11 protein-coding genes are annotated in these 13,240 nt (G+C 74.9%); 9 read left to right on the plus strand and 2 right to left on the minus strand.

Translation table 11 applies throughout. The features are described from left to right. Nucleotides 1-19: 19 nt before the first annotated feature. Nucleotides 20-1,489 (minus strand): NAD-dependent succinate-semialdehyde dehydrogenase, encoded by a 1,470-nt coding sequence (locus GY42_RS02575; RefSeq protein WP_046530454.1) that lies wholly within the window; start codon nt 1,487-1,489, stop codon nt 20-22. Between the two features lie 145 nt (nt 1,490-1,634). Between GY42_RS02575 and GY42_RS02580 the strand changes: the two genes are divergently transcribed. The 9 genes from GY42_RS02580 to GY42_RS02625 all read left to right on the plus strand — a co-directional run bounded on the left by GY42_RS02580 (nt 1,635) and on the right by GY42_RS02625 (nt 12,316). Continuing rightward, the gene (locus GY42_RS02580) at nt 1,635-2,471 is read left to right on the plus strand and encodes a thymidylate synthase (protein ID WP_046530455.1); all 837 of its coding nucleotides are present in this window, start codon (nt 1,635-1,637) and stop codon (nt 2,469-2,471) included. Nucleotides 2,472-2,476: 5 nt separating this feature from the next. Further along, nucleotides 2,477-2,959, plus strand: coding sequence for a dihydrofolate reductase (locus tag GY42_RS02585; protein WP_046528136.1), 483 nt, complete (start codon nt 2,477-2,479; stop codon nt 2,957-2,959). Between the two features lie 94 nt (nt 2,960-3,053). Beyond that, entirely contained in the window at nt 3,054-3,983 is a 930-nt protein-coding gene (gene dapA, locus GY42_RS02590) for a 4-hydroxy-tetrahydrodipicolinate synthase (protein WP_046530456.1), read from the plus strand. A gap of 37 nt (nt 3,984-4,020) precedes the next feature. Further along, nucleotides 4,021-5,706 carry a ribonuclease J gene (locus GY42_RS02595; protein ID WP_046528137.1) on the plus strand — a complete coding sequence of 562 codons (1,686 nt, stop codon included), beginning with the start codon at nt 4,021-4,023 and terminating at the stop codon, nt 5,704-5,706. A 110-nt stretch (nt 5,707-5,816) separates the two neighbouring features. Beyond that, on the plus strand, nt 5,817-8,432 hold the full coding sequence (locus tag GY42_RS02605) for an FtsK/SpoIIIE family DNA translocase (RefSeq protein ID WP_082131330.1): 2,616 nt from the start codon (nt 5,817-5,819) through the stop codon (nt 8,430-8,432). An 11-nt stretch (nt 8,433-8,443) separates the two neighbouring features. Next, a complete protein-coding gene (locus tag GY42_RS02610; RefSeq protein WP_046528140.1) occupies nt 8,444-10,609 on the plus strand; it encodes an EAL domain-containing protein in 2,166 nt (721 codons plus the stop codon). An 87-nt stretch (nt 10,610-10,696) separates the two neighbouring features. Further along, entirely contained in the window at nt 10,697-11,290 is a 594-nt protein-coding gene (pgsA, locus tag GY42_RS02615) for a CDP-diacylglycerol--glycerol-3-phosphate 3-phosphatidyltransferase (protein ID WP_052748179.1), read from the plus strand. Continuing rightward, nucleotides 11,287-11,769, plus strand: coding sequence for a CinA family protein (locus GY42_RS02620; protein ID WP_046528142.1), 483 nt, complete (start codon nt 11,287-11,289; stop codon nt 11,767-11,769). The genes pgsA and GY42_RS02620 overlap by 4 nt, the downstream gene beginning before the upstream one ends. A 208-nt stretch (nt 11,770-11,977) precedes the next feature. Continuing rightward, nucleotides 11,978-12,316: a helix-turn-helix domain-containing protein gene (locus GY42_RS02625; RefSeq protein WP_046528143.1), complete on the plus strand. Its 339-nt coding sequence runs from the start codon at nt 11,978-11,980 to the stop codon at nt 12,314-12,316. An 83-nt stretch (nt 12,317-12,399) separates the two neighbouring features. On the opposite strand, the gene GY42_RS02630 is transcribed toward GY42_RS02625, so the two are convergent. After that, nucleotides 12,400-13,221 (minus strand): DNA-formamidopyrimidine glycosylase family protein, encoded by an 822-nt coding sequence (locus GY42_RS02630; RefSeq protein ID WP_046528144.1) that lies wholly within the window; start codon nt 13,219-13,221, stop codon nt 12,400-12,402. Between the last annotated feature and the right edge of the window lie 19 nt (nt 13,222-13,240).

The following is a 13,240-nucleotide window of genomic DNA, read 5'->3' on the forward strand; positions in this document are numbered from 1 at the left end:
CCGGCGCGGCGGCTCCCGGTCAGAGCGCGACGTACACGGCCTCGAGGTACTCCTCGATGCCGGCCTCGCCGCCCTCGCGGCCGAGGCCCGAGGTCTTGACGCCGCCGAACGGCGCGGTCGCGTCGGACACCATGCCGCGGTTGATGCCGATCATCCCGGCCTCGACGTCCTCGACGAGCCGCATGGCCCGCGTCAGGTCGCGCGTGTACGCGTACGCGACGAGACCGAACGGCGTCCCGTTCGCCAGGCGCAGCGCCTCGTCGTCGTCGTCGAACGTCACGACGGGCGCGACGGGTCCGAACGTCTCGTCGGTGACGACACGCGCGTCGGGCGCGACGCCGGCGAGCACGGTCGGCGCGAAGAAGTACCCGCTGCGCCGCAGCGGGTCGCCGCCCGTCCGCACGGTCGCACCGCCGTCCGCGGCCTCGGCGACGACGTCCGCGACCCGCTCGACGGCGGCGCGCTCGATCAGCGGCCCGACGGTCACGCCGGGCTCGGCGCCGTGCCCGACGACGAGCGCGTCGAACGCGGCGGTGAGCCGGGCCGTGAACTCCTCGGCGACGGACGCGTGCACGAGGAAGCGGTTGGCGGCGACGCAGGTCTGCCCGCTGTTGCGCATCTTGGCCTGCACGGCGCCCTCGACCGCGGCGTCGAGGTCGGCGTCCGCGAAGACGAGGAACGGCGCGTTGCCGCCCAGCTCCATCGACGTGCGCAGCACGTGCGGTGCGGCGGCCGCGAGCAGCGTCGCGCCCACCTGGGTCGAGCCCGTGAAGGACAGCTTGCGCAGGCGGGGGTCCGCGAGCAGCGGCTCGCTGATGCGCCGCGCCGACGACGACGGGACGACGTTGAGGACGCCCGCGGGCAGGTCGCGGGCCTCGAGCTCGGCGCGGATCAGCTCGGCGACGTACGCGGTCGTCAGGGGCGTGAGCTGCGCGGGCTTGACGACGCACGTGCACCCGGCGGCGAGCGCCGGTGCGACCTTGCGGGCGATCATCGCGACGGGGAAGTTCCAGGGCGCGACGAGCAGCGCGGGGCCGACCGGGCGTCGCAGCACGAGCTGGTGGTGCGTGCCTGCCGGTGCGCGCCGCGCGAGCCCGTCGAGGCGCACGGCCTGCTCGCCGTACCAGCGCACGTAGTCGGCCGCGTACGCGACCTCGGCGCGGGACTCCGCGAGGGGCTTGCCGCCCTCGGCCGTCACGAGCGCGGCGACGTCCTCGGCACGCGCCGTGAGCACGTCGTACACCGCGCGCAGCAGGTCGGCCCGTCGGCGGGGCGACGTGCGTCGCCACGGCTCGGCGGCCTCGACGGCCGCGTCGAGCGCGTCGCGCGCGTCCCGCTCGTCGGCGTCCGCGACCTCGAACAGCGTCGTGGCCGTCGCGGGGTCCTCGACCGCGAACGTCGCGCCCGAGCGTGCGGGGCGCCACCGGCCCCCGACGAGCAGCCCGGTGGGCAGGTGGGCGGCGACCGAGGGGGGCAGCGACGTGCTCATGCGCGCCATCCTCGCCGCGTGGCGGCGCGCCCGCCAACCGCGGGGTGAGGGTCCCGCACCGGACGGCACGCCCGTGACGGGGCTCGCGGTCGCGGCGCGCCGGACGCCGGGCCCGTGCGTCGGCGCGGGGTGCGACGATGTGCCCATGGCCGACCTCGCCGCCGCGCCCGTCGCGCTCCCCGCCACCGTGCCCACGCCGTACGAGGACCTGCTGCGGCACGTCCTGACCACCGGCACCCCGAAGGCCGACCGCACCGGCACCGGGACGCGCTCGGTGTTCGGGCACCAGATGCGGTTCGACCTGCGGGCCGGTTTCCCGCTCGTCACGACCAAGCGGGTGTTCTTCCGCGGGGTCGCCGAGGAGCTGTTCTGGTTCCTGCGCGGCGAGTCGAACATCGCCTCGCTCGTCGCCAAGGACGTCCACATCTGGGACGAGTGGGCCGACGCCGACGGTGAGCTCGGCCCGGTCTACGGCGTGCAGTGGCGGTCCTGGCCGACGCCCGACGGCGGGCACGTCGACCAGCTGACGACGCTCCTGTCCGAGCTGCGGTCGAACCCGGACTCGCGCCGCCACGTCGTCTCGGCGTGGAACGTCGCGGCGCTCGACGACATGGCGCTCGTGCCGTGCCACGCGTTCTTCCAGTTCTACGTCGCCGACGGTCGGCTCTCGTGCCAGCTGTACCAGCGCTCGGCCGACCTGTTCCTCGGGGTGCCGTTCAACATCGCGTCGTACGCGCTGCTGACCCACATGGTCGCGCAGCAGGTCGACCTCGAGGTCGGCGACCTGGTGTGGACCGGCGGCGACTGCCACGTCTACGACAACCACGTCGACCAGGTGCGCGAGCAGCTCACGCGCGAGGCGTACCCGGCGCCGCAGCTGCACCTGCGGCGCGCCGCGTCGCTGTTCGACTACACGTGGGACGACGTCGAGGTGGTCGGCTACCGGCACCACCCGGCCATCGCGGCGCCCGTGGCGGTCTGAGCGCCGTGATCGGGCTGGTCTGGGCGCAGACGCCCGCCGGGGTCATCGGCGACGGCGGCGGAATCCCGTGGCACGTCCCGGAGGACATGGCGCACTTCCGCGAGGTCACGGCCGGCGGCACCGTCGTCATGGGGCGTGCGACCTGGCAGTCGCTGCCCGAGCGCTTCCGCCCGCTGCCGGGCCGGCGCAACGTGGTGCTGTCGCGCGACCCGGGGTTCGACGCCCCCGGCGCGGACGTGCTGGCGGACCTCGACGCCGCGCTCGCGACCGCGCCCGACGTGTGGGTCATCGGCGGGGGAGCGGTCTACGCCGCGGCGCTCGATCGCGCCGACGTGCTCGAGGTGACCGTCGTCGACCTCGACGTGCCGGGGGACACGACGGCGCCCGCGATCGGCCCCGGCTGGCGGTGCGTCGCCGGCGGTCAGGACACGCCGTGGCTCGTGTCCCGCACGGGCGCCCGCTACCGCTTCGACACGTGGCGGCGCTGACGCGCCCGTCGGTCGCGGGCGCGGGCGCGGGCCCGGCCGACCGGCGCACGGGACGCCGCCGCGCGCGGCCGTGCCCGGGCGGTACCGTGTGCGCATGCCTGCCGTGACCTCCGCCACCCACCCGTTCGGGTCGCTGCTGTCGGCGATGGTCACCCCGATGACCGCCGACGGCGCGATCGACCTCGAGGCGACGGTCCGGCTCGCGCAGCACCTCGTCGACGCGGGTCACGACGGCCTCGTACTGAACGGCACCACGGGGGAGTCCTCGACCACGCACTCGCCCGAGAAGGCCGCGGTCGTCGAGGCGGTCGTCGAGGCCGTGGGCGACCGCGCGTACGTCGTCGCGGGCGCCGGCTCCAACGACACCGCGCACGCGGTCCGCATGGCCGAGCAGGCCGCGGCCGCCGGTGCGCACGGCCTGCTCGTCGTGACGCCCTACTACTCGCGGCCCTCGCAGGAGGGCGTCGTACGGCACGTCACCGCCGTCGCCGACGCGACCGACCTGCCCGTCATGCTCTACGACGTCCCCGGGCGCGCGGTCGTCCGGCTCGCCCCGGGCACGGTCGACCGGCTCGCGGCGCACGACCGCGTCGTGGCGATGAAGGACGCGTCGGGCGACGTGGTCGAGGCCGCGCGCGCCATCCCGCGCACGGGCCTGGCGTGGTACAGCGGCGACGACGCGCTCGCGCTCGCGTTCCTCGCGCACGGCGCCGTCGGCCTCGTCGGCGTGACGACGCAGGTCGCGCCCGCCGCGTTCGCACGCCTCTTCGCCGCGTGGCACGCGGGCGACGCCGCCGGTGCGCTCGCCGTGCTGCGCGAGGTCCTCCCGGCCGTCACGGCCGTCAACGGCGCGGGCTTCCAGGCCTCCGCCGCCAAGGCCGCGCTCGTCGAGCTCGGCCTCCTGAGCAGCCGCGCGATGCGGCTGCCCCTCGTCCCCTTCACCGACGACGAGGCCGCGCACGTGCGCGCCGGTCTGGCCGCCAGCGGGCTGCTCGACGTCGTCGCGGGCGCCGACCGGGCATGACGCACGGGTCGGCACCCACCGATCACCCAGGAGATCCATGAGTCACCCCCACCCCGACCTCACCCTGCCGCCGCCGCTGCCGGAGGGCGGCCTGCGGATCGTCCCGCTCGGCGGCCTCGGCGAGGTCGGGCGCAACATGGCCGTGCTGGAGTACGGCGGGCGGCTGCTCGTCATCGACTGCGGCGTGCTGTTCCCCGAGGACCACCAGCCCGGCGTCGACCTGATCCTGCCGGACTTCGACTACATCCGGGACCGGCTCGACGACATCGACGCGATCGTCCTCACGCACGGCCACGAGGACCACATCGGTGCCGTGCCGTACCTGCTGCGGCTGCGCCGCGACATCCCGCTGGTGGGCTCGCAGCTCACGCTCGCGTTCGTCGAGGCCAAGCTCAAGGAGCACCGCATCACGCCGCTGACGCTCGCGGTGCGCGAGGGCCAGGTCGAGACGCTCGGCGCGTTCGAGTGCGAGTTCGTCGCGGTCAACCACTCGATCCCCGACGCCCTCGCCGTCGCCGTGCGCACGCCGGCCGGGACCGTGCTGCACACCGGCGACTTCAAGATGGACCAGCTGCCGCTCGACGGCCGCATCACGGACCTGCGGGCGTTCGCGCGCCTGGGCGAGCAGGGCGTCGACCTGTTCATGGTCGACTCGACCAACGCCGAGGTGCCCGGCTTCGTCACGCCCGAGCGCGAGATCGGCCCCGTGCTCGACCAGGTGTTCGCGGAGTCGACGGGGCGCGTCGTCGTGGCGTCGTTCGCGTCGCACGTCCACCGCGTCCAGCAGGTCATCGACGCGGCCGTCGCGAACGAGCGCAAGGTCGCCCTGGTCGGGCGGTCGATGGTGCGCAACATGGGGATCGCCGCCGAGCTGGGCTACCTGCGGGTGCCCGACGGCGTCCTGGTCGACCAGAAGCAGATCGAGAAGCTCGCGGACGACCGGGTCGTGCTCATGTGCACGGGCTCGCAGGGCGAGCCGATGGCCGCGCTGTCGCGGATCGCCAACGGCGACCACAAGGTCTCCGTGGGCCCCGGCGACACGGTCGTGCTCGCGTCGAGCCTCATCCCGGGCAACGAGAACGCGGTCTTCCGCGTCATCAACGGGCTGATGCGGCTCGGGGCGCGCGTCGTGCACTCCGGCAACGCGAAGGTGCACGTCTCGGGCCACGCGAGCGCCGGCGAGCTCCTGTACTGCTACAACATCCTGCGTCCGCGCAACGTCATGCCCGTGCACGGCGAGGTGCGGCACCTCATCGCGAACGCCGCGCTCGCGGTGCGCACCGGCGTCCCGGCCGACCGGGTCGTGCTCGCCGAGGACGGCGTCGTGGTCGACCTCGTCGACGGTCGCGCGAGCGTCGTCGGGGCCGTGCCGTGCGGGTACGTGTACGTCGACGGCTCGAGCGTCGGCGAGCTGACGGAGGCCGAGCTCAAGGACCGCCGGATCCTCGGCGACGAGGGCTTCGTGTCGATCTTCGCGGTCGTGTCCTCCGCCGACGGGACGGTGCTCGCCGGCCCGCAGATCCACGCGCGCGGCGTCGCCGAGCAGGACGACGTCTTCGACGGCGTGCTCCCGGACCTCACGGCCGCGCTCGAGGAGGCCGTGCGCGGCGGCGCGACCGACACGCACCAGCTGCAGCAGGTCATGCGGCGCGTCGTGGGCCGCTTCGTGTCCAACAAGCTGCGCCGTCGCCCGATGATCATCCCGGTGGTCGTCGAGGCGTAGGCGCTCGACCCGTGCGGGCGACGTGAGACGCGTCGCACGCACGGGTCGGATCGGGCGACACGGGCCCGCGAGGACCGGCTCATCGGCAGGTCGCCGCTACCGTGAGGACCATGGCGACCCGTACGACCCCAGGCACCGCGCGCTCGACGCGCGCCTCCGGAGCGTCGTCGCGGTCGCCCCAGGGCGCCAGGGCGGGCGGCGGGTCGCGTCCCGCGGCCCGCAAGCCCGCCGAGCCCCCGCGCCCGCCCCTGCCGCTGCGCATGCTGCGCGGCGCGTGGATGGGCGTCGCGCACGTCGTGGGCGGCACCGCCCGGCACGTCGGCGCAGGAGCGCGCGACCTCGACCCGGCGCACCGGCGCGACGGTCTGGCGCTCACGCTGCTCGGCCTCGCGGTGGTCGTCGCCGCACGCGAGTGGTGGGACCTGTCCGGCACGGCGGGCGACGTGATCCACAACGTCGTGGCCGGGACGTTCGGGGTCGTCGGCGTCGCGGTGCCGGTCGTGCTGCTGGGCGTGTCGGTGCGCCTCATGCGGCACCCCGAGCGCGTGCAGGCCAACTCGCGCATCGGCATCGGCCTGAGCGCGATCACGATCGCGGTCTGCGGGATCGTGCACCTCACGCACGGGCAGCCGGGCACGCAGGACATGGCGGCCGTCCGCGCGGCCGGCGGCATCGTCGGGTTCGCCGTCGGCACGCCGCTCGCGACGCTGCTGACCCCCGTGGTCGCGGGCCTGCTGCTCGGGATCCTCGCGTTCTTCGGCGTGCTGGTCGTCACCGCCACCCCCGTGCACCAGATCGGGCCGCGCCTGCAGGGCCTGTACCGGCGCCTGACGGGCCAGCACGAGAGCGCGGAGGTCGAGGACGACGAGGACGCGCCGCTGGTGATCGAGGCGCTGCACAGCGCGCGGCCCGAGCCGCCCGCGAAGAAGCGCCGCTCGCTGCTCGGCCGGCGTCGCGCGGACGACGTCCCCGACCCCGACGACCGGCGCCTCGACGAGTACGAGGGCGACGAGGCGTTCGAGCGTGCCGCCCAGGTCCACCACGAGGACCTCGACGACGTCGACGACGTCCCCGACGTGGTCGAGACGCGGCGCATGCCGCCCGCGGCCCCCACCGCGCCGACCGCGGTCGTCACGCCCGAGCTCACCGCCCCGGCCCCGACCGGCGTGCCGCGCGGCGAGCAGCCGATGCTCGAGGGCGACGTCGTCTACCTGCTGCCGCACGAGGACGCGCTCGCCAAGGGGGCGCCGCACAAGGTGCGCTCCGCCGCGAACGACCGCGTGGTCGAGTCGCTGACGTCCGTGCTCGAGCAGTTCCAGATCGACGCGCAGGTCACCGGGTTCACCCGTGGCCCCACCGTCACGCGGTACGAGGTCGAGCTCGGGCAGGGCGTCAAGGTCGAGCGCGTCACGGCGCTGAGCAAGAACATCGCGTACGCGGTCGCGAGCGCCGACGTGCGCATCCTGTCGCCGATCCCCGGCAAGTCCGCCATCGGCATCGAGATCCCCAACACCGACCGCGAGACCGTCGCGCTCGGCGACGTGCTGCGCTCGAGCGCCGCGAAGCGGTCCGAGCACCCCATGGTGATCGGCGTGGGGAAGGACGTCGAGGGCGGCTACGTCGTCGCGAACCTCGCGAAGATGCCCCACCTGCTCGTCGCGGGCGCCACCGGCGCGGGCAAGTCGTCGTTCGTCAACTCGATGATCGTCTCGATCCTCATGCGGTCCACGCCCGACGAGGTCCGCATGATCCTCGTGGACCCCAAGCGCGTCGAGCTCACGCTGTACGAGGGCATCCCGCACCTCATCACGCCCATCATCACCAACCCCAAGAAGGCCGCCGAGGCCCTCGAGTGGGTGGTCAAGGAGATGGAGGCGCGGTACGACGACCTCGCGATGTTCGGGTACAAGCACATCGACGACTTCAACGCCGCGGTCCGCGCGGGCAAGGTCAAGCCGCTGCCGGGCTCCGAGCGCAAGATCGCGACCTACCCGTACCTGCTGGTCATCGTCGACGAGCTCGCCGACCTCATGATGGTCGCCCCGCGCGACGTCGAGGCGTCCATCCAGCGCATCACGCAGCTCGCGCGCGCCGCCGGCATCCATCTCGTGCTCGCGACGCAGCGACCGTCGGTCGACGTCGTCACCGGCCTCATCAAGGCCAACGTGCCGTCGCGTCTCGCGTTCGCGACGTCGTCCCTCACCGACTCGCGCGTCGTCCTCGACCAGCCGGGTGCCGAGAAGCTCATCGGCCAGGGTGACGCGCTGTTCCTGCCGATGGGCGCCGCCAAGCCGATGCGCACGCAGGGCGCGTGGGTCGCCGAGTCCGAGATCCACGCCGTCGTCGAGCACGTCAAGGCGCAGCTCAAGCCCGTGTACCGCGAGGACGTCACCGTCGTCGCCGCCAAGAAGCAGGTCGACGAGGACATCGGCGACGACCTCGACCTGCTGCTGCAGGCCGCCGAGCTGGTCGTCACGACGCAGTTCGGCTCGACGTCGATGCTGCAGCGCAAGCTGCGGGTCGGCTTCGCCAAGGCCGGGCGGCTCATGGACCTGCTCGAGTCCCGCGAGATCGTCGGCCCCTCCGAGGGGTCGAAGGCGCGCGAGGTCCTCGTGCAGCCCGACGACCTGCCCGGCACGCTCGCCATGCTGCGCGGCGACACGGGCGCCGCGGACGGCCCGGACGACGAGGAGAGGGACGGCGGGCCCGAGCCCGCCGACGACTGAGCGGCCGTCCGGTGGGCGCAGACCTGGTCGGACCGTACGGCGTCGTCAGCGCCGTCATCGCGCTCGTCGCGATCGTCTCCCTCATGACCGTGCTGGTGCTCCTGCGGCGCGAGCGCGCGCAGACGCGCCGCAACGCCGAGCTCGTGCACGTGGCCCGGCAGCTGCGGCGGCGGTACGACGCGCTCCAGAGCGTCACGCACGAGGGCGTCGTCGTGCAGTCGCACGACGGCCGGGTGCTGGACCTGTCCGAGCGCGCGGCCGAGATCCTGGGCGTGGCCCGCGAGGCGGTCGTGGGCGTCGCGGTCGCCGACCTGCCGCTCGTGCTGCTCGACGACCACGGCCTCGCTGCGAGCCCCGCGCACGTGCTCGGACGGCCCGGCGAGCCGGAGACCACCACGGTCGTCACGCTCGTCCCGTCGTCGCCCGGTGCGCGGCCCTCGGTCGTCCAGGTCACGAGCCGCGGCGTGCCCGCCGACGACGACGAGGCCGCCGTGCTGACGACGGTCGTCGACATCACCGCGCGCCGGGACGTCGAGGTCGCGCTGTCGCGCAGCGAGACGCAGTTCCGTGTCGCGATGGAGAACGCGCCGATCGGGATGGCCCTCGTCGACCTCGAGTGGTGCATCACCGAGGCCAACGTCGCGCTCGCCGAGCTGCTCGGCACCCACGTGCAGGCGCTGCGCGGGTACCCGATGGCGGACCTCAGCGCGCCCGAGGACCGCGCCGCGCAGCGGGCGGCGACGGACCGGCTCCTGGGCGGCGGCCAGCAGCGCTTCTCGCTCGAGATGCGGTGCCGGCGTGCGGACGAGCAGCTCGTCTGGGTGGTGCTCGACGCGGCGCTCGTGCGCGGCGCCGACGGCCGACCCGACCACTTCGTCGTCCAGGTCCGCGACGCGACCGAGTCCCGCATGCAGGCCGAGATGCTCACGCACCGGGCCATGCACGACCCCCTGACCGGGCTGGCCAACCGCACGCTGCTGCAGGAGGTGCTGCACACGGCGTTGTCGCAGCCGGGCGCGGTCGACCGGGTGTCGGTGCTCGCGTGCGACCTCGACGGCTTCAAGGCGGTCAACGACCGGTACGGGCACGCCGCCGGCGACGACATCCTCGTGCACGTCGCGGGCGTGCTGCGCGCCGCGACGGCCGGCGGCGGCACGGTCGCGCGGCTGGGGGGCGACGAGTTCGTCGTGGTGCTGCAGTCGGTGCACGCGGCGCGCGCGGTGTTCGAGGTCGCCAACGCGATCCACGCCGGGCTCGCGGAGCCCGTGCGGGTGGGGCGACGCCGCCTCGCGGTGGCCGCCAGCGTGGGCATCGCGCTCGCGGACCAGCACCTCGTGGACGCCGGCGCCCCGACGCTCCTCGCGGCGGCCGACGCGGCCCTCTACCGCGCGAAGCAGGGCGGCCGCGGCCGCACCGAGGTGTACGACGCGTCGATGGAGCTGTCCACCGCCCCGACCCTGCAGCGCGAGATCGTGCACGCGATCGAGCACGACGAGCTCGTCGTGCACTACCAGCCGATCGTCGACCTGTCGGACGCCCGGGTCGTGGGGTACGAGGCGCTCGTGCGGTGGCAGCACCCGCAGCGCGGCCTGCTGCTGCCGGGCGCGTTCCTCCCGCACATCCAGGAGGCGGGCGTGTCGGTGCTGCTCGGGCAGTTCGTGGCGTCGCGCGTCGTGGAGTTCCTGGCGCGCACCGCCGACGACGCGCGCTGGGTGTCCGTCAACGTGTCGGCCGACCAGCTGGGGGACTCCGAGCTCGCGACGCGACTCCTGCAGGACCTGTCGCGGCACCGCGTGACGGCGGGGCGGCTGGTGCTCGAGCTGACGGAGTCCTCGCTCGTGGCGTCCGGGACCCGGATCCGTCACGAGCTGACCCAGCTCTCCGCCGCGGGGGTCCCGATCCTGCTGGACGACTTCGGGACCGGGGTCTCGCCGTTGTCGTACCTGCGCGACCTGCCCGTCGCGGGCGTCAAGCTCGACATGTCGTTCACGTCGGGCATCCCGCACGACCCGACCGCCGGCAAGGTGACCCGCGCGCTCGGCGCGCTCGCGCGCGAGCTCGCGATGGTGACGATCGCGGAGGGCATCGAGAACGAGGAGCAGGCCGACTTCCTGCGCCGCAACGGCTGGCGCTACGGCCAGGGGTGGCTCTACGGCGGCGCGCTGCCGCTCGCCTGAGGCGAGCCGTCACCGTCGGGCGCGCGTCCTGGACCCGTGACCTGCGGGATGCCGGTCGTGCGCCGCCCGCCCCGTAGGCTGTGGCGCGTGGTCGCCGACGCTCCCTCCGCCTGGAACCCGGCCAACGTCGTGACCGTCCTGCGGATCGCCGTCGTGCCGTTCTTCGCGGTCGCGCTCCTCGCGGACGGTGGGCACACGGTCGGCGGACGCCTGCTCGCGACGGCGCTGTTCGTCGTGGCCGCTGCCTCCGACCGGCTCGACGGCTGGCTCGCGCGCCGGTCCGGCCAGGTCACCGACCTCGGGAAGATGCTCGACCCGATCGCCGACAAGCTGCTGATCGGCGCCGCGCTCGTGCTGCTCTCGTGGCTGGGCGACCTCTGGTGGGCCGTCACGGTGCTCGTGCTCGTGCGCGAGCTCGGGATCACGGTCATGCGGTTCTTCCTGCTGCGCTACGTGGTGCTCCCGGCGTCGCGCGGCGGCAAGCTGAAGACCGTCCTGCAGTCCGTCGCGCTGTCGCTGTACCTGCTGCCGCTCGACCACCTGCCGGCGTTCGTCGGCGTCGTCGCGGCCGTGGTCATGGCGGCCGCGGTCGCGGTCACGCTCGTGACCGGTGCGGACTACGTGCGGACCGCCGTGCGGATCCGCCGCGCCGCGGGCGTCCCGCCGACGGCGGGGCTGTGAGCCCGCAGCCCGACGCCCGGGCGCTGGTCGGGCTGCTCGCCCGCACGGGCCTCACGGTCGCGGCCGCGGAGTCGCTCACGGGCGGGCTCGTCGCGGCGTCGCTCGTCGACGTGCCCGGTGCGTCGGCCGTGGTGCGCGGCGGGGTCGTCGCGTACGCCACCGACCTCAAGGCGAGCGTGCTGGGCGTCGACGCGGAGCTGCTGGCCGCGCGCGGCGCGGTCGACCCCGACGTGGCGCTCGCGATGGCCGCAGGCGTGCGTCGAGTCTGCGGCGCCGACGTCGGCCTCGCGACGACCGGCGTCGCGGGGCCCGACCCGCAGGACGGTCGCCCACCGGGCACCGTCCACGTCGCCGTCGTCGCGGCCGGGGTGCGCGAGGTCCGCAGCCTCGTGCTCGCGGGGGACCGCGCGCGGGTCCGCGCCGGGACGGTACGGGCCGTGCTCGCGCTCGCGCTCGCGGCGCTGCCGGGTGAGCGCTGACGTCGCGGGGAACACGGCGGGCCGCCCTCGCGTTGGGGACGGTGTGAACACCACCCGGACCACCACCCGCCCGTCAGGCGCACGCGTCGGCGGTGCGCGGTACGGTGGTCGCCTCCCGGCCGTGCGGCCGGGTGCAGCGAGTGGGACGGCCGCGCACCCCGCGGGACCGTCCGTCGACCGAGGACGTGACGTGAAGGGGGGAGCCCAGATGGTCGTCCTACGACGAGAGATCGGTGACGTCCTGCGGGACGCGCGCCAGCGCCAGGGCCGCACCCTGCGTGAGGTCTCCTCGGCAGCCCGTGTCTCGCTCGGCTACCTCAGCGAGGTGGAGCGCGGGCAGAAGGAGGCGTCGTCCGAGCTGCTCAGCAGCATCTGCGACGCGCTCGACGTGCCGTTGTCGCTCGTGCTGCGCGAGGTCAGCGACCGTGTCGCGGTGGCCGAGGGTCTGCACATCCCCGACACTGTCCCCGCCGACCTGGCCGCCGGGTCCGACCTCGGCGACGCCGGGTGGGCGATGCCGCGGTCGGAGCTCACGCCCGTCGGCTGACGCACAGGCATCACGAGGGCCGGGCACGCCGGGAGCGGCGTGCCCGGCCCGTCGTGCGTCCTGCCGTCGTCGACCCGCGGGCTTCAGCCGCGCCCGCGCACCTGGCAGCCCGGGCACCAGTACACCTGCCGCTGCGTCGGTGCCACGCCGATGTCGTCGCGCGCGACCCGCGCGCCGCACCGCGGGCACGTGCGACCCTCGCGCCCGTAGACCGCCGCGTCCGGCCGGCCCGTCGCGACCGACGCGCGCAGCAGCGCGCGACCCGCGCGCAGCACCTCCGCCGCGTCGTCGACCGCGTCGGCGCGGGCCCACGGCCACCAGCCGCGTGCGAACAGCGACTCCGCCATGAAGATCGTGCCGAGCCCGGCCACGACCCGCTGGTCCAGCAGCACCTCGCCGACGGGGCGGCCGCCCTGCGCGTGCCAGCGCCGCACCGCCTCGTCGATCCCCGGCGTGGGGAGGTCGAGGACCGGTGGCCCGGCCCACGGCACACCGGGCGTGTCGTCGAAGTCGCCGTCGAGGACGTCGGGCCCCAGGTGCCCCAGCAGGGTCGGCTCGGCCGACGTGGGCACGACGTCGAGCATGCCGAGCTGGTACCCGACGGCGGTCCACCGCTCGACCGCGAGCACCGCGCGCACCTGCGGTGCCCGCGCCGCCGCGCGGCGGTCCGACGACGGCACGACCCGCCACGTCCCGTCCATCCGCAGGTGCGTGTGGAGCGTGCGCCCGTCGTCGAAGCGGGTCAGCAGGTGCTTGCCGTAGGGTCGCGTGCCGAGCACCGTGCGCCCGCGCAGGTCGACTGTCGCGGCCGTCGGCCAGCGCAGGTCGGCCCGCACGAGGCGCTGCCCGGCGAGCGCACGGTCGAGGTGCGCCGCGGCGCGGCGCAGCACGTCACCCTCGGGCATCGGTCGCCCCCGGCTCCCG

This window comes from Cellulomonas sp. FA1 (assembly GCF_000986825.1).
In the GTDB taxonomy this organism is placed as follows: Bacteria; Actinomycetota; Actinomycetes; order Actinomycetales; family Cellulomonadaceae; genus Cellulomonas; species Cellulomonas iranensis.